Source organism: Sphingomonas sp. GW821-FHT10F09 (assembly GCF_058809195.1).
In genome coordinates, this window is sequence record NZ_JBXASI010000004.1 from 414,086 (window position 1) to 431,032 (window position 16,947).

Genomic DNA, 16,947 nt, shown 5'->3' on the forward strand with positions numbered 1-16,947 from the left:
ATGGCGCGAGAGGCTTTGACGTGGTAATGAATGCCATGGCCGACGCAGACAATCCGACCGAAATGATCGCCGATATGGGCCGCCGCGCCCGCGACGCCGCACGCGCGCTCGCCGGACTGCCGACCGACATCAAGGCGGCGGGCCTGCGCGCCGCGGCCACCCGGTTGCGCGCCGCGGAGGCGGAGATCCTCGCAGCCAACGCCCGCGACATAGCGGCGGGCGCGGCGAGCGGACTGACCGCGGCGCTGCTCGACCGGTTGAAGCTCGACCCGGCGCGGGTTGCGGGCATGGCGGCGGGGGTCGAGGACGTCGCCGGCCTCGCCGATCCGGTCGGCCGGACGATCGACCGGATCGAACGGCCCAATGGCCTGCTGCTGTCGCGCATCCGCGTGCCGATCGGCGTGATCGGCATCGTCTACGAATCGCGGCCGAACGTCACCGCCGACGCCGCGGCGCTGTGCGTCATGGCGGGCAATGCCGCGATCCTGCGCGGCGGGTCGGAGGCGCGGCACAGCAATCGTGCGATCCACGCCGCGCTGGTCGCCGGTTTCGCCGATGCCGGCCTGCCCGCCGACGCGGTGCAACTGGTGCCGATCACCGATCGCGCGGCGGTCGGCGCGATGCTGGCCGCGGAGGGCGCGATCGACCTCATCATCCCGCGTGGCGGCAAGAGCCTCGTCGCCCGCGTCCAGGCCGAGGCGCGGGTGCCGGTGCTCGCGCATCTCGACGGCATCAACCACGTCTATATCGATGCGTCCGCCGATCCCGCGATGGCGGACGCCATCGTCGTCAATGCCAAGATGCGCCGCACCGGTGTCTGCGGGTCGATGGAGACGCTGCTGATCGATCGCGCCTATCCGCAGACGGGCGCATTGGTCGCCGCGCTGGCCGCGGCGGGTTGCGAGGTTCGCGGCGACGCCGCCATCGTCGCGCTCGCCGGCGTCGCCCCGGCGGCGCCCGAGGATTGGGACACCGAATATCTCGACGCCATCGCCTCGGTCGCGCTGGTCGATGGTGTCGACGAGGCCATGGCGCACATCGCCCGTCACGGCTCGCACCACACCGACGCGATCGTCGCTTCGGACGACGCGGTCGCCGAACGCTTCCTCACCGGCGTCGACAGCGCCATCGTACTGTGGAACGCCTCGACCCAGTTCGCCGACGGCGGCGAATTCGGCTTGGGTGCCGAGATCGGCATCGCCACCGGTCGCCTCCATGCACGCGGCCCGGTCGCGCTGGAGGGACTGACGACCTACAAATGGGTCGGCCGCGGAACAGGGCAGGTGCGCAGTTGATTGCCACAATTACAATGTATACATTGTTGAAATGGCACAGACCGCAGTCGTAACCGCACGCATCGACGATGCGCTTGTCCAGCGCATGGATCGCCTCGCCACCGGTTACGATCGCTCCCGTGGCTGGGTGATCGCGCGGGCGTTGGAACGCTATCTGGACGAGGAGCTCGACCTGCTCGATTCACTCGCAGCGGCCGAGGCGGACGTCGAGGCTGGCCGCGTCTTCACCCAGGAGGAGGTGGAGGCCATGTTCGAAGTGCGGAGGCATCGGCGCGACGCTGCATGAAGAGCGTGACATGGACGCAGACGGCCACCGTCGATCTTCGCGAAGCGGAAACGTACCTTGCCCAATATCATGAGGCACTGGGGCGCGACCTGATCGATCGAGCCACCGCTGCGGCGCGTTTTCTGCTCGATTTCCCGGCGTTGGGGTCGCCCATGACCGGACGTTGGCGGAAATGGCGTATTCCGCGTACGCATTACCTGATGATCTATCGTCCGACGCGATCGGGGATCGAGATCGGACGGATCCGCTATGATCGCAGCCATTGGGCCGTCGTACCCGAATGACCACCACCGGCCTGCTCGGCGGCTCGTTCAATCCGGCGCATCGCGGTCATCGCGGCATCACGCTGGCGGCGATCCGCGCGCTCGATCTCGATGAGGCATGGTGGCTGGTGTCGCCCGGCAACCCGCTGAAGGCGGGGGCACGCGACATGGCACCGCTTGCCGCGCGTCTCGCCTCGGCCCGGCGGATGGCGCGCCGTGCGCCGATCCGCGCAAGCGATATCGAGGCGCGGCTGCACACACGCTACACGCTCGACACATTGCGCAAGCTTCAGCGCCGCTACCCGAAGCGGCAGTTCATCTGGTTGATGGGGGCGGACAATCTCGCGCAATTCCACCGCTGGCGCGACTGGCGCGGGATCGCGCGTACGATGCCGATTGCGGTGATCGCCCGTCCGGGGTATGAGCGTCAGGCCCGCGCGAGTGTCGCGATGGGTTGGCTGCGGCGCTTCCAACGGCCCGCATGTCAGGCGAAGCATTGGACGACGTGGAGATTGCCGGCACTCGTGCTGTTGCGCTTCCGCCCCGACCCTACCTCCGCGACCGCGGCCCGAGCGGCCGATCCCGACTGGCACCGGCATTTTCCGGGCCGGCAACCCAGGAGTCACCTTGGCGAGTAACCCCCAGGCCGTTCGACCGGCCGACCCGGCCGAAGTCGAGGCCTTGCACCGGCTTATCATGGCGTCGCTCGACGACGACCAGGCGGAGGAGGTCATCACGATCCCGCTCGCCGGCAAATCCTCGATCGCCGATCACATGGTCATCGCCAGCGGCCGGTCGACGCGCCAGGTCGCGTCGATGGCGCACAAGCTCGCCGAGAAGATCAAGGCGGAATTCGGCCGCAGCGTGCGGATCGAGGGCCTGCAGACCGCCGACTGGGTGCTGATCGACGCGAACGACGTCATCGTCCACCTGTTCCGGCCCGAAGTGCGCACCTTCTACAATCTCGAGCGGATGTGGCAGTTCGGCGATACCGTATCCTCGTCGCTCAAGCCGCTCCCGCCCGCGACCGAGGCCTGACATTCTCCTCCACATCGTGGCGCGCGGACGGATCGGGCGCTCGCCCGAATCGGAGCTGGTCGACCGCTACCTGAAGCGGATCGTCTGGCCGACCCGCGTCACCGAACTCCCCGATACCGGCGGCAAGCTACCCGCGCTCGATCCGCAGACCGTCCGCGTCCTGCTCGACGAAAAGGGCGAGGTGCTGGGATCGATCGACTTCGCGCGCCGGCTGGAACGCTGGCGCGACACCGGCACGCGGGAAATCCGCTTCATGATCGGCGCGGCGGACGGCTTCGGCGACGCCGAGCGGGCGGAGGCGGACCTGCTCCTCTCGTTCGGCCGCGCGACCTGGCCGCATATGCTCGCCCGGGCGATGCTCGCCGAGCAACTGTTCCGCGCGACGGCGATCCTCGCGGGCCATCCCTATCATCGGGAGGGGTGACGGTGGGGGCGGTCCTGTCCTGGACCCGCGACATGCGGCGAGCGGGAAAGACGACGCCGAAGCGTGACGGCACGCGCACCGCGTGCACGGCGCTGGCGCTCCTCGCCCTGACGCTCCCCGCGCAGGGCCAGACGCCGCCAGACCAACGTCAGCGCCTCGCCGCCGCCAAGCGCGACGCCGCGATCGCCACGCGGAAAGCCGCCGACCTCGCCCGCCGCGCCACCGCCGAACGCGACGCCGCCGACAGGGCGCGCGCGGAGGAAGCCGCACTCGCCGCCCGCGTCACCGCCGCCGAGGCGACGCTGGCCGCCGCCCGCGCGCGACAGGCGATCGTCGCCGGCCTGCTCGCCGACCAGCAGCACGCGCTCGGCGTGGCACAGGCGCCGGTCGCGCGCCTGCTCGCCGCGCTGACCGCGCTCGCACGCCGCCCGACGGTGGTCGCGATCGCGCAGCCCGGGTCGGTCGACGATCTCGTCCATGTTCGCGCGGTGCTGGGCGGCGCGCTGCCGATCGTCCGCGAACGGACGCAGGCGGTCCGCCAGCAGATCGCCCGCACCCGTGCGCTGGAGGCGGATGCCGCGCTCGCCGCGGTGGCATTGCGGGACAGCCGCGCGCGGCTGGAGGCGGATCGCACCGCGCTCGCGCTGCTGGCGGCGACGCATCGCCGCCGCAGTCAGGCGCTGGGTCGCAACGCGATGAGCGAATCGGACCGGGCGCTGGCGCTCGGCGAGCGCGCGCGGGATCTGGTCGACCTGCTCGACAGCGGCGATGCGGCGCGGGCGACCGCGGCCGGTCTCGCGACGCTGCCCGGTCCGTTGCCGAGGCCGCTCGCGCCCGGAACGGTCGCGCCGCGCCGCTCGGCGGGCGTCTACCGGTTGCCGGTGCGGGGCCGGCTGGTCACCGGGCTGGACGAAATCTCCGATTCGGGCGTGCGGTCGCGCGGGCTGACCTTCGCGGTCGCGGCGGCGGCGCCCGTCGTCGCGCCGGCGACCGGCGTCATCCGTTATGCCCGCGCGTTCCGCGGCTATGGCGTCATCGTCATCATCGACCATGCCGACGGCTGGACGACGCTCGTCACCGGGCTCGGGCGGGCCGGCGTCGCGCGCGGGCAGCGCGTGGCGGCGGGGGAGCCGATCGGCGTGGCGGGCGGGGGCGAGGATCCGCACGTGACGGTCGAACTGCGCCGTCGCGGCCGGCCGATGGACATCGCCGCGCTACTCGGCTGAGCGGGAACGGGACCCCTCGTCGGGTCAGCCTGCATTCAGCGTCGCTGCGCTTTGCTCCGCGTCGATAAAGAGGCTAAACCCCCAGAGTTTTCCCGCCTTCAGGATGTTCGATGGCCCGTCCGCTGCTTACCGCGACCGCAATCCTCGGCTCGCTGTCCCTGATCCCGCTCGCGACGCAGGCGATGGCCGCGGTGGACACCGATACCTATCGCGAATTCGACCAGTTCCTCGACGTCTTTAACCGGATCAAGGCGGACTATGTCGACAAGGTCGACGACCAGAAGCTCATCAAGGGCGCGATCCAGGGCATGCTGTCCAGTCTCGACCCGCATTCGAGCTATGTCGACGCGCTCGACTACGACAATCTGCGCATCCAGACCGAGGGCAATTACGGCGGCCTCGGCCTCACCGTCCAGATGGAGGACGGCGCGGTCAAGGTGGTGGCGCCGCAGGAGGATACCCCCGCCTATCGCGCCGGCGTGAAGTCGGGCGACTATATCACGCATATCGACGGCAAGCTGATCTACGGCGAGACGCTGGACGAGGCGATCGGACTGATGCGCGGCAAGCCCGGCACCAAAATCAGCCTGACGCTGGTCCGCCCCGGCCAGGACAAGCCGGTCGAGGTGACGATGAATCGCGAGATCATCATCCAGAAGCCGGTGAAATGGGAAGTCCGCGGCGACGTCGGCTACATCAACATCAACACCTTCTCCGAAAGCACCGGTGCCGACACCCGCGCCGCGATCATGGCGATCGACAAGAGCCTCGGCCATCGGCCTTTGGGCTATGTCGTCGACCTGCGCGACAATGGCGGCGGGTTGCTGACGCAGGCGATCGCAGTCAGCGACGCTTTCCTGGACCACGGCGAGATCGTCTCGCAGCGGGGCCGCGAGAAGGCGGATATCGAGCGCTATTTCGCCAAGTCGGGCGACGATGCGCATGGATTGCCGGTGGTCGTGCTGACCAATCCCGGCACGGCGTCGGCATCCGAGATCGTCGCCGGCGCGCTGCAGGATCACCACCGCGCGCTGGTGATGGGCGAGCGCAGCTTCGGCAAGGGATCGGTACAGACCCTGCTGCAGCTCGGCCCGCAGACCGCGCTGCGGCTGACCACCGCGCGTTACTATACGCCGTCGGGACGCAGCGTGCAGGAGGGCGGGATCGAACCCGACATCCGCGTGCCGCAGATCAGCGACCCCGATTTCAAGACCCGCCCGGTCTTCCGCGAAGCCGACCTGCGCCGCCACCTCATCAACGAGGTCAAGGCGGACAACAAGGTGCTCGAGGAAGACACCAAGGACGATCCGCGCTTCGCGATGACGCCCGACCAGCTCAAGAAACAGGGCATCGAGGACTTCCAGCTTTACTATGCGCTGAAGACGGTCGCCCGCCTGGGTGGTGCGGCACAGGTCGCCGCCGCGACGAAGCCGAAGGTCAAGTGAGCCGCCCGCTGACCGCTGCCGAGCGCCGCGCGCGCTGGCTGGCGCTGCTGCTTCCCGCTGCGCTGCTGGCCGGCGCGTGGGGATCGCAGCTGATCGGGCATCTCTTTCCCTGCGAGATGTGCCACTGGCAGCGCTGGCCGCATTATGCCGCGCTGCCCTTCGCATTGCTGGCGTTCGTCGTGCCGCAGCGGAGCATCGCCAAGGCGTTCGTCATCCTCGCCGCGCTGCTGATCGCCGTGTCGGGCGCGATCGGCGTCGCGCATGCCGGCGTCGAATATCATTGGTGGAACGGCTTCACCGCCTGCACCCAGACGGTGGACCTGCGCGGCCTCGGTCCTGAAGCGCGGCTGGACGCGCTGATGCGCGCGCCGGTGGTCCGCTGCGACGTGGCGCAATGGTCGCTGGCCGGAATTTCGCTCGCCGGGTTCAACGCGATCCTTTCGCTCGGCGGCGCGGGTCTTATCTTGTGGTGGATGAGGACATCCCGATGAGCCGCTGGAAACCGGGCGACCGGCGCGAACCGACGCAGGCGATGATCCGCGTCGATCAGGCCGGCGAATATGGCGCGACGCGCATCTATGCCGGGCAGCTGGCGGTGTTCGGCGACCGGCACCCCGCCGCGCGTGCGATCCATCACATGGCGGCGCAGGAGGAACGGCATCGCGCCTTTTTCGATGCGATGATCGTCCGGCGCGGCGTCCGCCCGACGCTCTTCCAGCCGTTCTGGGACAAGGCCGGCTTCGCGCTCGGCGCGATCACCGCGGCGATCGGCCCCAATGCCGCGATGGCCTGCACCGCGGCGGTGGAGACGGAGATCGACAAACATTATCAGGCGCAGCGCGACGAACTCGGCAGCAGCGACCCCGAACTGTCCGACGCGATCGCCGATTTCCAGGCGGAAGAGCTGGAACATCGCGACCACGCACTCGCCAATGGTGCGGAGCAGGCGGTCGGCTATCCGGTGCTCAGCGGCCTCATCCGGCTGGGCTGCAAGGTCGCGATCGCGGCTGCGAAGAGGATTTGAGAGGAGTGACGATGCGTACGATCATCGCGACCGCGCTGATGCTGACGGCCGGCCCCGTGCTGGCCCAGCAACCGGTTCCGCATGCGACCCCGCAGGCGGCGCAGGTCACCCAGACGCCGGCGTTGCCCGGCGCGGCCAAACCCGTCGTCATCGGCAGCCAGGGCGAGGTCGCCAAGCGCGCGCCGGTCAACGGCGTGCTCGTCCTCTACGGCAACGAACGCTGTCCGACCAACAATGACGGCGACGAGATCGTCATCTGCGAACGCCGCAGCGCGCGCGAGCAATATCGCGTTCCCAAGGAATTACGCGAATTCGCGGTGACGCCGCAGAACGAAAGCTGGGCGGCGCGTGCGCAGGGCACGCTCGACGCGGGCGTCGGCGCGAACAGCACCGGCAGCTGCTCCACCGTCGGGGCGGGCGGCCAGACCGGCTGCTTCCTCCAGAACGCCCGCGCTGCGCGCAAGGAGAACAAGGCGCGCAAGGTCGAGGAAGCGCGCGTCCCCTGACGCTTGCATGCCGGACCCGATACGATAGCGTGAGCCGACGGGGACACGGATCGGGGGATCGATGGCGACGGTGATGACAGGGTCCGCGGCGGCGACGAAGCCGATCGCGGTCGATGGCTATGAACGCGGGCTCGCTGTGGCGGCAACGGTGCTGATCGTCGCCGTCGTCGCCGCGCTGCTGCGGGGGCACGCGCACTGGCATGCGGTACCACCGTTCGTCTGGGCGCATATCGCCACGATTTTGGTCGCGCTCGTGCTGACCCCGGTCATTTTGTTTGGCCGTCGCGGCGACCGGCGCCACCGGGTGCTCGGGACGATCTGGGTGATCGCGATGCTGCTGACCGCGGCGCTGTCGTTCGGGATCCGCCTCAGCCGGGCGGGCGGGTTCGGCCCGATCCATATCCTGTCGGTCTGGGTGCTGATCCAGGCGCCGATCCTGTGGCATACCGCCCGCACGCATCAGGTCGCGCGGCATCGGCGCAGCGTGCGCGGGCTCGTCACCGGCGCGTTGCTGATCGCGGGCTTCTTCACCTTCCCGTTCGACCGGCTGCTCGGCCAATGGCTGTTCGGCTGACCCCATGCGGGCCGTCCGTATCATGCTGTTCGCGCTGGTGTGGTTCAGCTGCGCGTGGTTCGGATCATGGGAGCTCAATCCCAACACCTCTACCCGCATGTTTGCGGCGGTCAGCCTGGTCGAGGACGGCGACGCGACGATCGACGAATTCGCGCCGCTGACGATCGACAAGGCGGTGTTCGACGGTCACGCCTATCTCGACAAGGCGCCGGGCATGACGCTGATGGCACTGCCGGCTGTGTGGCTGGCTAACGTAGCGAGCGGAGAGCGCAGCGCCGACTTCGGCGCGGCGCCGGCGGGACCTGCGTTCGAACGATTCCTGCGCTTGCGGACGCGGCTTGCGGTGGCGACCGGCCCCGCGATACTGACGGCGCTGGCGGCGGTCCTGCTGTTCGACATGGTGCTGGGCCTGACCGGCAGCGCAGGCGCAGGTCTGTTTGCAGCGTTGGGCTATGCGCTGGGTACGCCGATCTGGGGCTGGTCGACGACCCTGCTCGGCCATGCGGTCGTCGCCGATTGCTACGCCATTGCGCTATGGGCGATCTGGCGTGGTACTCAAGAGCGCGGAGGCGGCTTTGGTCATGCGCTGGTTGCGGGCGCCAGCCTCGGTTGGGCGGTGGTGGTCGAGCATCAGGCAGTGCTCGCCGGCGCTGTGATCGCGTTCTGGGCGCTATGGCGCGTCCGCCGGCAACCCGATAGCTGGCGCCTTGTCATTGCCGCACTGGCCGCTGGCTTCGCAGCCGTGGTGCCGCTTGGGCTGTACAACATACTCGCATTCGGTACGCCGTTTCGTGTGGGCTATTCTGGCGTCGTCGGATGGGAGGGGATGCATCAGGGCCTGTTCGGACTGGGGACGCCACGTCCACATGCCCTCTACTCGATCCTGTTCAGCTTTCGACTGGGATTGATCTGGGTGGCACCCGTATTGGTGATGGCACCGATCGGCCTGTCGTTCTGGCTGCGCGACGCGCGGATGCGCGACGTCGCACTGGTGGCCGCGCTAAGCGCGTCCATCGTTTTGCTGGTCAACGCGGCCTATGTCTATTGGACCGGCGGCAACACCACCGGGCCGCGCTTCGCGATGCCTGCCGTCGCGCCTCTGGCGCTGGGGCTGGGGGCGGAGTGGATGCGCGCTAAACGCCGCGGCGCGCGTGTGGCGATGACGCTGGTGCTGGCGCTCTCGATTGCCATCAATGCGGCCATCACCGCGGCGGACATCTTCGCGCCGCCGCTTACCGCATTTCCGGTGTGGCAATCGGTAATTGCGGGCAGTTTCGCCGACGGCAATCTGCATGCGGTAGCGAATGAATGGTTCGGCTGGACGTCTTGGGCGGGATTCACATGGTGGGTGGCGATCGCCCTGCCGACCATGGCGTGGCTGGTTGACCGGGTGCGCACCCCTCAGGCGTGAGGCGCGCGCTTCAACCCGCGGACGCGGTGCCAGATGTAGAAGGCGACGAGGGCGACGAGGACGACGCCGATCAGCAGGTCCGCCTGATGAAAGGCGGCCTTGACGCGGGGGTCGCTGTTCCATTTGTCGCCGAGTTTCATGCCGACCCAGGCGAGGCCGAAGCACCACGGCCAGCTGCCGATGAAGGTATAGACATGGAACGGCACCAGTCGCATGCGGGCGACGCCGGCGGGGAAGGCGATGAAGCTGCGGATCACCGGCAGCAGGCGGCCGATCAGCACCGCCGCCGAGCCCCAGCGCGCGAAGAAGCGGTCCGCCGCGTCGAGTTCGCCCGGCCCGATCAGCACGTAGCGGCCCCAGCGTTCGGCCATCGGCCGGCCGCCGCGCTTGCCCACTTCATAGGCGACGATCGAGCCGAGGTTGCAGCCGATCGCGCCGGCGGTCGCCGCCAGATACAGGTCGAACCGGCCGGTCGAAACCAGATAGCCGGCGAACGGCATGATGATCTCGGACGGCAGCGGGATGCATGCGCTCTCGATCGCCATCAGGATGGCAATGCCGACATAGCCGCCGCTGGAGATCACCCAGATGGTGAAGGTGGCGAGGACGCCCAGGATCTTCTCGAACATGGGCGTGGGGCTTGGCCGATCCCGCGCCGTTAGGGAAGGGGGAAGAGGGGGAGAAGGGAACCGGGGCGCCGCGTCGGACGCTCTTGCCGCCATGACCGATCTGACCTTCACCGATGGCCGCACCATGCCCCGCCTGGGGCTCGGTACCTGGAAACTTCCCGACGGACAGGCGGCCGGCGTCGTCCGCCGCGCGCTCGACCTCGGCTATCGCCTGATCGATACCGCCGCCATTTACGGGAACGAGCGCGGCGTCGGCGACGGGGTGCAGGGCGCCAGCGACGCGTTCGTCACCACCAAATTGTGGAACGACCGGCAGGGCGACCCCGCCGCCGCGCTGGACGAAAGCCTGTCGCTGCTCGGACTGGAGGCGGTCGACCTCTACCTGATGCACTGGCCGGTGCCGGGCCAGGACCTCTATGTCGATGCGTGGAAGGCGATGATCGACCTGCGCGAGGCGGGCAAGACCCGATCGATCGGCGTATCGAACTTCCTGCCCGAGCATCTCGACGCGATCATCGAAGCGACCGGCGTGACGCCGGTGCTCAACCAGATCGAGCTGCACCCGCGCTACCAGCGCCATGAGGAGCGGGCCTATCATGCGGCGCACGACATCGTGACGCAGTCGTGGAGCCCGCTGGGGCAGGGCGGCGACCTGTTGCGCGATCCGGCGATCGTCGCGGTGGCGGAAAAGCACCGGCGGTCGGCGGCGCAGGTGGTGATCGCCTGGCATCTGGCGCACGGTTTCTCGGTGATTCCGAAGGCGGCCGACCCCGAACATATGAGCGACAATTTCGCCGCGCTGGATCTGACGCTGGACGCGGACGACGTCGCGGCGATCGACACACTCGATCGCGGCGAGCGGATGGGGGAGGATGCCCGCGCGATGTGATGCGCGGGCGACAAGGACAACATGAACACCTTAAGGAAAACGATCCGGGTTTATCGTTTCCGTTCTGGTGATGATGAGAAAGAGCCCGCGATTTGGGGGAGCGGGTAGCGGGCCGGATGCGTGTAGGACAGCCGGGCGCCATTCCTCCCGTCATTCGAGAGGGTTGCGTGAACAGCCGTCCAACACGGGTTCTGTTCTTCCCGCGATAGGAAGGAACGGATCAGGTCAGCGCGTTCTTCGCGAGCTTCAGGTCTTCGACGAACCGCGCGAATTCGTCCTGCTTCTGCGCTTCGTCGGGCAGGCGCAGCAGATAGCTGGGGTGGACGGTGATCCATGCCTCGCCGCCCTCGGGCAGCGACACCGGCCGACCGCGTTCGCGACCGATCGTGACGGTGCGGCCGAGCAACGATCGGGCGGCGGTGGCGCCGAGCGCAACCGTCACCTGCGGGCGGATCAGCATCCGTTCCTGTTCGATCCACCAGCGACACGCGGTGATCTCGCCGGTGTCGGGCTTGGCGTGGATGCGGCGCTTGCCGCGCTGTTCGTATTTGAAATGCTTGACCGCGTTGGTGACGTAGACGCGGGCGCGATCGATCTCCGCCGCGGCGATCGCACGGTTGAACACCTGCCCCGCCGGGCCGACGAAGGGGGTGCCGGCAAGGTCCTCCTGATCGCCCGGCTGTTCGCCGACGAACATCATCGCGGCATCGACCGGGCCTTCGCCGAAGACGGTCTGCGTCGCGTGCCGGTAGAGGTGGCAACGGGTGCAGGTCGCGGCCTCGTCGCGCAGCGCCTCCCAGGCCGCCTGCGCATTGCCGCCGATGCCGGAGGCCGCCTTGTCGCGGGCGGTGTCGATCATGCCGCTCTCCCGTGCCTGTGCGCCCGCGATCAACTGGCCGACCAAAGCGGTTTCGGGCATGTTCTTCCAGTATTTGCGCGGCATTTCCTTGAGCATCGCGCCGATCTTCACCCGCGCGGGGTTGAAGATGCTGGCGTAATAGGTCTTCCACACCTCTTCGGTGGGGTCGCCCTCGGGCGCGTCCGCCTTGCTCGCGCCGGGACCCTCCGACAGCGCCTTGCCGTCCCAGTGGAGCGACACATCCGGCGTCAGGATCGACCAGCGCATGCTGGCGAAGCGGTTGACGAAGAAGGCGGCATTGGCGCGGACGATATGATGCTCGGGCTCGAACCAGGCGACGTAGCGGCTGGTGCCGTCGTCGTCCTGCATCTCGCGAAAGCGGAGGAAAGCGCGCATCTTGTGGATATCGCGGCGGACGTTCTTGGCGATCACCTCCAGCCGGCGGACCAGCGGATCGGCCTGATCCTCCATCAATTTCGGTTCGCGGCGCAGCCGGCAGAGCGCGGTGTAGAGCAGGGCGAAGCGTTCGGGATCGTCGGCCATGACGACGCTGCGGGCGAGATCGATAAAGGCGCGGGGGACGGAAAAGGGGCTCGGGGCCTGCGTCGCGGGTGCGTCGTTGGGTGGTGCGGTGGCGAACAGGTCTTCCGGCGTGTCGCCGACCTGCCAGACCACATCGTCGGGCGGCACCTGCTCGGCGGCAAGCGCGCGGGCGGTGTCGCGCCATGCGTCGAAATCGTCGGGGGCGGGAAGGACGGCTATGCGCATGGGTCAGGGCGTTCGTCCGATCGAGGGGTGCCGGAAGCGGTCATTCCCGCCCACTCCGCTCCCCGGCGAAGGCCGGGGCCCAGTTGCGCCGACCGTCGTGATGATCGGAGCCTTTGCCATCCGGGAAGGTCGCCCAACTCGGCCCCGGCCTTCGCCGGGGAACAGGGTGAGTCGAAAAGGCGGTGGTCATGTCTGGCGCCACGCCTTCATCCCGTCAGTCGCGCTCGTCGCCGCCGGGCGGGTTGGCCTTGGCGATCTTCAATTCCTCCGGCTTACGCTCTTCATAGATGGTCGCGAGTTCGTTCTCGGTCTTGTCGTCGAGTTCCTCGGCGGCGGCGGGGAACATCTCTTCCTCTTCCTCGGTGATGTGATGTTCGTAGCGGCGGCGCATGTGGAAGAACTTCTCGCTCCACGCGTCCGACCCGAAGTCCTCGTCGGCCATCTCGCCGAGCAGGTCGTCGACCTCCTTGTGCTCGCTGACCGAATGGCGGGCGTCGTCGCGCAGCTCGGGATCGCGCAGCATCGTCGCATAGAGCGATTCCTCCTCGGCGGCGGCGTGGCTCTGGATTTCGAGGCGGAAGGCCTCGAACAGCTTCTGGCGCTTGGCGCCGTCGCCCTGCAGTTCCGCGAGCTCTTTGAGCATCGCGCGCTGCTTGTCGTGGTCCCGCTTCAGGTCCGCGTAAATCTGTGCCAGCGCCATGATGGACTCTCCTTCGCCGCTCCAACCGGCGACGGGCGCGGGCGTTTCACCCGCGAGTCATTCTCACGCGGCGAACAGCTCGAACTGCTGTGCCTTGGGCGCGACCAGGGGGCGCAGTTCGGCGCGATCGGTCAGCGCGACCGGGCGCCAGTCCTCCGCGACGATGAAGGGACGCATCTTGGCGATGCTGACCGTCAGCCGCGCGACATCGTCGAGGCGCAGCCGGCGCCAGCGGCGGCTGGCGAGGATGCGGTTCACCGCCTTCACCCCCAGCCCCGGCACGCGCAACAGCATCTCGCGCGGCGCGCGGTTGACGTCGACCGGGAAGCTCTCGCGGAACTTGAGCGCCCAGGCGAGCTTGGGATCGATATCGAGCGGCAGCATGCCGGTGGCGTCGTCCGCCGCGGCGACGACCTCGTGCGGGCTATAGTCGTAGAAGCGCATCAGCCAGTCGGACTGGTAGAGCCGGTGCTCGCGCATCAGCGGCGGGCGTTGCAGCGGCAGCACCGTGCTGGCGTCGGGAATCGGGCTGAACGCGCTGTAATAGACGCGGCGCAGGCCGAACCGGTCGTAGAGCGTCGAGGCGCGGGTGACAATCTCGCCATCGGTGGCGGCATCCGCGCCGACGATCATCTGCGTCGACTGGCCGGCAGGCGCGAAGCGGGGCGCGGACTTGTACTTCTTGCGCGCATCGCCGTTGTCGAGAATCGCGCTCTTCACGTCCTTCATCGCGCCCTCGATCCGCGCGCCGTCCTTTTCGGGGGCAAGGCGCTTCAGGCCGCTGACGGTCGGCAGCTCGACGTTGATCGACACGCGATCGGCATAGAGCCCGGCCTGATGGACCAGCTCCGGATCGGCATCGGGGATCGTCTTGAGATGGATGTATCCGCGGAAATGATGGTCCTCGCGCAAGGATCGCGCGACCTCGACCATCTGCTCCATCGTATAGTTCGAGGACTTGATGATCCCCGACGACAGGAACAGCCCCTCGATATAATTGCGCTTGTAGAAGGCGATGGTGAGGTTGACGACCTCCGCCGCGGTGAAGCGCGCGCGGCGGACGTTGCTGCTCTTGCGGTTGATGCAATAATGGCAGTCGAAGATGCAGCTGTTGGTCAGCAGGATCTTGAGCAGGCTGATGCAGCGCCCGTCCGGCGCATAGGCGTGACAAATGCCCATGCCCTCGGTCGAACCCAGCCCCTTGCCGTCGCGGCTGTCGCGTTTCGCCGTGCCGGACGAGGCGCAGGAGGCATCGTATTTGGCGGCGTCGGCGAGGATCGCGAGCTTTTCACGGGTGTCGAGCTGCGCCATCCGTTCGATATACGTTCTTGTTCAGTCACCTACAAGGTCACTCCGCGACCAGCCGCGTCGCCGCGCCCAGATCGACCGACACCAGCCGGCTGACGCCGCGCTCCACCATCGTCACGCCGAACAGGCGGTGCATGCGGCTCATCGTCACCGCATTGTGGGTGACGATCAGATAGCGCGTGTCGGTTTCGCGCGTCATCCGGTCGAGCAGGCCGCAGAAGCGTTCGATATTGGCATCGTCCAGCGGCGCATCGACCTCGTCGAGGACGCAGATCGGCGCGGGATTGGTGAGGAACAGCGCGAAGATCAGCGCGACGGCGGTCAGCGCCTGTTCGCCCCCGGACAGCAGGGTGAGCGATTGCAGCCGCTTGCCGGGCGGCTGCGCCATGATCTCCAGCCCCGCCTCGAGCGGATCGTCGGCATCGACCAGTTCCAGATGCGCCTGCCCGCCGTCGAACAACGTGGTGAACAGCCGGCGGAAATGGCCGTCGACCGCTTCGAACGCCGCGAGCAGGCGCTGGCGCCCCTCGCGGTTGAGCGTGCCGATCGAGCCGCGCAGCCGGGCGACCGCCTGGCCGAGCTCGTCGCGTTCGGCGGCATTGCTTTTGCCGGCCGATTCGAGTTCGGCGAGCTCGGTGGCGGCGACGAGGTTGACCGGGCCGATGCGTTCGCGGTCGGCGGACAGGCGTTCGTGCGCCTGCGCCTCCTCGCCCGGCGTGCGGACCGTGGCGGTATCGAAGCCGAGCCGTTCGGGCAGCACCGGCGCGGGGCAGGCGAAGCGTTCGCCCGACAGCCGGCCCATCTCGACCCGGCGAAGGTCCTGGTTCTCGAGCCGTGCCGCCGCGCCGGCGCGCTGTTCGCGGGCATGGGCGAGCGCTTCGGTGGTGCGGCGGTGGTCGTCGCCGGCGCGGGCGAGGGCGCGATCGGCGTCGCGTTCGGCACCGGCCTGCGTATCCGCGTCCGCACGCGCGGCCTGGTGGTCCGCCTCCTGCGCGACGATCGCGGCGTCGAGTGCGGCGGGGCGGTCGGCGATTGCCTGCGCCTCCGTGGCGAGCGCGGCGTCGCGCCGGTCCATGTCGGCGATGCGCTTCGCCGCCTCGCCGGCGCGGGCGCGCCAGCTGCGACCATCGGCCTGCGCCGCGGCGAGCCGTTCGCGATTCGCCTGCACCGCGCGGTCGAGCGTCGCGCGGCGTTCGCGTGCCTCCGCCACTGCGGTGCGGCGCCGGTCGGCGTCGTGCGAGCAGGTCGCGACCGCGGCGGCGGCGTCGGGGCGTGCGGCGTGCAGCGCGTTCAGGCGGTTGAGCCGTTCGAGGCGTTCCGCGGCGGCGGCGCCGTTGCCGCTGGCGACGAAGCCGTCCCAGCGCCGCAAGCGGCCGTCGCGCGTGACCAGCCGCTGGCCGGCGGCGAGCGGCTGGCCGCGATCCTCGGCGACGAAGGTCTGCGCGAGGCGGCGGGCGAGCGCGGCGGGCGCCTCGACCTGCGTGGCGAGCGGCACGGCATCGGCGGGCGGCGCGGGGTCGCCCGGCTGCGGGGCGGCGCCGGTCCAGGCGGCGATGCCGGCTTCCAGATCGTCGCCGAGTGCGGCGGCCAGCGCGCGTTCGTAGCCGGCGGCGGGGACGAGATGGTCGAGCAGGCGGTCGCGGCCGCTGCGCTGCGTCGCCTTGGTGAGCGCGGCGATCTCGCTGTCGAGCGCGGCAAGATCGGCGCGGGCGGTGGCGCGCGTGCTCTCGGCGGCGTCGCGGCCGGCGATGGCGGCGCGTTCGGCGGCATCGGCATCCGCCAGCGTCGCGCGGGCGGTGTCCGCGCTCGTCAACGCAGCGCGACGGCGGGCGGCGGCGTCGTCGCGGGCGGCGGCGAGCGGCGCTGCGTCGCCCAGCGCGGCGATCCCCTGCGCGATCTGCGCAGCGTCGCGGCCGGCGCGATCGGCGCGGCCCTGCGCGGCGGCGAGCGCGGCGTTGGCGACACGGGCCTCCGCCGCCTCGCTCGCCTGTCGGCTCAACGCCCGGGCGAGTGCGACCTCGGCATCGCGCGCGTGCCGCTCGGCCTCGGCGAGCGTTGCGTCGAGGCGCGGGCTGTCCTCGGCGGCGGTCAGGATCGCGCGGTCGAGCGCTTTCACCTCCTCGCCGAGGCGGGCGAGCGCGTCGGCGGCATCCGCGGCGAGCGTGCCTTCGCGTGCGCGATCCGCGGCGATGCCGCGACGCGCCTCGGCAAGGTCGGCGACCCGGCGCGCGGCGGCGCTGCGCTCGGTCCGCAGCGTGGCGAGCGCATGGCCGGCCGCGCCGGCACGGTCGCGGGCGGCGAG

19 protein-coding genes are annotated in these 16,947 nt (G+C 69.3%); 14 read left to right on the plus strand and 5 right to left on the minus strand.

From position 1 onward, the window contains the following. The first annotated feature begins 35 nt into the window (after positions 1 to 35). The 13 genes from AC1RTO_RS14930 to AC1RTO_RS14990 all read left to right on the plus strand — a co-directional run bounded on the left by AC1RTO_RS14930 (position 36) and on the right by AC1RTO_RS14990 (position 9,492). On the plus strand, positions 36 to 1,295 hold the full coding sequence (locus AC1RTO_RS14930; RefSeq protein ID WP_493161577.1) for a glutamate-5-semialdehyde dehydrogenase: 1,260 nt from the start codon (positions 36 to 38) through the stop codon (positions 1,293 to 1,295). A 31-nt stretch (positions 1,296 to 1,326) separates the two neighbouring features. After that, positions 1,327 to 1,581, plus strand: a complete 255-nt coding sequence (locus AC1RTO_RS14935) for a CopG family ribbon-helix-helix protein (protein ID WP_493161578.1) — start codon at positions 1,327 to 1,329, stop codon at positions 1,579 to 1,581. After that, positions 1,578 to 1,865, plus strand: coding sequence for a type II toxin-antitoxin system RelE/ParE family toxin (locus tag AC1RTO_RS14940; RefSeq protein WP_493161579.1), 288 nt, complete (start codon positions 1,578 to 1,580; stop codon positions 1,863 to 1,865). The genes AC1RTO_RS14935 and AC1RTO_RS14940 overlap by 4 nt, the downstream gene beginning before the upstream one ends. Beyond that, a complete protein-coding gene (locus AC1RTO_RS14945; RefSeq protein WP_493161580.1) occupies positions 1,862 to 2,482 on the plus strand; it encodes a nicotinate-nucleotide adenylyltransferase in 621 nt (206 codons plus the stop codon). The genes AC1RTO_RS14940 and AC1RTO_RS14945 overlap by 4 nt, the downstream gene beginning before the upstream one ends. Next, positions 2,472 to 2,882 carry a ribosome silencing factor gene (rsfS, locus tag AC1RTO_RS14950; RefSeq protein WP_493161581.1) on the plus strand — a complete coding sequence of 137 codons (411 nt, stop codon included), beginning with the start codon at positions 2,472 to 2,474 and terminating at the stop codon, positions 2,880 to 2,882. Before AC1RTO_RS14945 ends, rsfS begins: the two co-directional genes overlap by 11 nt. Before the next feature lies 1 nt (position 2,883). Next, positions 2,884 to 3,306: a 23S rRNA (pseudouridine(1915)-N(3))-methyltransferase RlmH gene (locus AC1RTO_RS14955; RefSeq protein WP_293872644.1), complete on the plus strand. Its 423-nt coding sequence runs from the start codon at positions 2,884 to 2,886 to the stop codon at positions 3,304 to 3,306. A 32-nt stretch (positions 3,307 to 3,338) separates the two neighbouring features. Continuing rightward, positions 3,339 to 4,532 (plus strand): murein hydrolase activator EnvC family protein, encoded by a 1,194-nt coding sequence (locus tag AC1RTO_RS14960; protein WP_493161582.1) that lies wholly within the window; start codon positions 3,339 to 3,341, stop codon positions 4,530 to 4,532. A 110-nt stretch (positions 4,533 to 4,642) separates the two neighbouring features. After that, positions 4,643 to 5,977 carry a S41 family peptidase gene (locus tag AC1RTO_RS14965; RefSeq protein WP_493161583.1) on the plus strand — a complete coding sequence of 445 codons (1,335 nt, stop codon included), beginning with the start codon at positions 4,643 to 4,645 and terminating at the stop codon, positions 5,975 to 5,977. Next, complete coding sequence (locus AC1RTO_RS14970; RefSeq protein WP_293872587.1) at positions 5,974 to 6,468, plus strand: disulfide bond formation protein B; 495 nt, start codon at positions 5,974 to 5,976, stop codon at positions 6,466 to 6,468. Before AC1RTO_RS14965 ends, AC1RTO_RS14970 begins: the two co-directional genes overlap by 4 nt. Beyond that, a complete protein-coding gene (locus AC1RTO_RS14975) occupies positions 6,465 to 7,001 on the plus strand; it encodes a demethoxyubiquinone hydroxylase family protein (protein ID WP_493161584.1) in 537 nt (178 codons plus the stop codon). Before AC1RTO_RS14970 ends, AC1RTO_RS14975 begins: the two co-directional genes overlap by 4 nt. Before the next feature lie 11 nt (positions 7,002 to 7,012). Then, positions 7,013 to 7,507 (plus strand): hypothetical protein, encoded by a 495-nt coding sequence (locus tag AC1RTO_RS14980; protein ID WP_493161585.1) that lies wholly within the window; start codon positions 7,013 to 7,015, stop codon positions 7,505 to 7,507. A gap of 73 nt (positions 7,508 to 7,580) precedes the next feature. Further along, positions 7,581 to 8,081 carry a DUF2306 domain-containing protein gene (locus AC1RTO_RS14985; RefSeq protein WP_493161586.1) on the plus strand — a complete coding sequence of 167 codons (501 nt, stop codon included), beginning with the start codon at positions 7,581 to 7,583 and terminating at the stop codon, positions 8,079 to 8,081. Positions 8,082 to 8,103: 22 nt separating this feature from the next. Next, on the plus strand, positions 8,104 to 9,492 hold the full coding sequence (locus tag AC1RTO_RS14990; RefSeq protein WP_493161587.1) for a hypothetical protein: 1,389 nt from the start codon (positions 8,104 to 8,106) through the stop codon (positions 9,490 to 9,492). Here AC1RTO_RS14990 and AC1RTO_RS14995 read toward each other — a convergent pair. After that, the gene (locus tag AC1RTO_RS14995) at positions 9,483 to 10,121 is read right to left on the minus strand and encodes a DedA family protein (RefSeq protein WP_493161588.1); all 639 of its coding nucleotides are present in this window, start codon (positions 10,119 to 10,121) and stop codon (positions 9,483 to 9,485) included. The two genes, AC1RTO_RS14990 and AC1RTO_RS14995, sit on opposite strands and share 10 nt — an antisense overlap. Before the next feature lie 91 nt (positions 10,122 to 10,212). Between AC1RTO_RS14995 and AC1RTO_RS15000 the strand changes: the two genes are divergently transcribed. Then, on the plus strand, positions 10,213 to 11,010 hold the full coding sequence (locus AC1RTO_RS15000) for an aldo/keto reductase (protein ID WP_493161589.1): 798 nt from the start codon (positions 10,213 to 10,215) through the stop codon (positions 11,008 to 11,010). A gap of 220 nt (positions 11,011 to 11,230) precedes the next feature. Here AC1RTO_RS15000 and AC1RTO_RS15005 read toward each other — a convergent pair whose 3' ends face one another. From AC1RTO_RS15005 to AC1RTO_RS15020, 4 genes are all read right to left on the minus strand, one after another. After that, positions 11,231 to 12,637, minus strand: a complete 1,407-nt coding sequence (locus tag AC1RTO_RS15005; protein ID WP_493161590.1) for a UdgX family uracil-DNA binding protein — start codon at positions 12,635 to 12,637, stop codon at positions 11,231 to 11,233. 214 nt (positions 12,638 to 12,851) lie between these two features. Next, positions 12,852 to 13,337, minus strand: a complete 486-nt coding sequence (locus tag AC1RTO_RS15010; protein WP_493161591.1) for a hemerythrin domain-containing protein — start codon at positions 13,335 to 13,337, stop codon at positions 12,852 to 12,854. A 63-nt stretch (positions 13,338 to 13,400) separates the two neighbouring features. Then, complete coding sequence (locus AC1RTO_RS15015) at positions 13,401 to 14,648, minus strand: putative DNA modification/repair radical SAM protein (RefSeq protein ID WP_493161592.1); 1,248 nt, start codon at positions 14,646 to 14,648, stop codon at positions 13,401 to 13,403. A 37-nt stretch (positions 14,649 to 14,685) separates the two neighbouring features. Continuing rightward, the coding region (locus tag AC1RTO_RS15020; protein WP_493161593.1) for a coiled-coil domain-containing protein at positions 14,686 to 16,947 on the minus strand (2,262 nt) is incomplete at its 5' end.